Source organism: Streptomyces alkaliphilus, from assembly GCF_014141535.1.
Taxonomy (GTDB): Bacteria; Actinomycetota; Actinomycetes; order Streptomycetales; family Streptomycetaceae; genus Streptomyces; species Streptomyces alkaliphilus.
The window spans coordinates 1-673 of record NZ_VKHT01001588.1 but is presented as its reverse complement, the minus strand read 5'-3'; the positions used below and the strand labels follow the sequence as shown (position 1 = coordinate 673).

The window sequence follows — 673 nt, the reverse complement described above, 5'->3', positions numbered from 1 at the left end:
CCCCTCAGGCGTCCCCCCGACCCGGCGACCGGACCCGCACGGGGTTCGGGCGTCGTCCCCCCTCCCGCCAACGGAGCCGTGTGATGAGCACTTTGATCAGCGCGGAGCTGGTCGATCTCGACCTCTCCGCCACCACCAGGGAAGACGCCACCCGGGCGCTGGCCGAGCGCATGGCGGCCCGGGGACGCGTGACCGACCTCGACGGCTTCCTCGCCGACGTGGCCGCGCGCGAGGCGCAGATGCCGACCGGCCTGGAGGGCGGCATCGGCATCCCGCACTGCCGCAGCGTCCATGTCACCGAGCCCACCCTGGCCTTCGGACGCAGTGCCGGGGGCATCGACTTCGGCGCCTCGGACGGGCCCGCCGACCTGATCTTCCTGATCGCCGCGCCGGCCGGAGGGGACCGCGACCATCTGTCCATCCTGGCGAGCCTGGCCCGGGAGCTCATGAGGGAGGAGTTCACCACCGCGCTGCGGGAGGTGACCGATCCCGGCCGGGCCGCCGCGCTGATCGCGGGGGAGTCCGCCCCGGCGGAGCCATCGGAAGGGGGCGCGGCCGGGGCCGCCGGCGCGGGCGCCACGATGGCGGGCGAGGAGGACGTCCCCGCCACTCCCCCCGCCGGGGACGCGCAGGCGGCGGACGCCACGGACACCGGGACCGCCCCCACCGGCCC

General features: G+C 76.7%; 1 protein-coding gene. It reads left to right on the top strand.

Going from position 1 to position 673, the window contains the following annotated elements:
* Positions 1-83: 83 nt before the first annotated feature.
* Positions 84-673: PTS sugar transporter subunit IIA (locus FNQ90_RS25830; RefSeq protein ID WP_182608518.1), on the top strand; the 590-nt coding region annotated here is incomplete at its 3' end.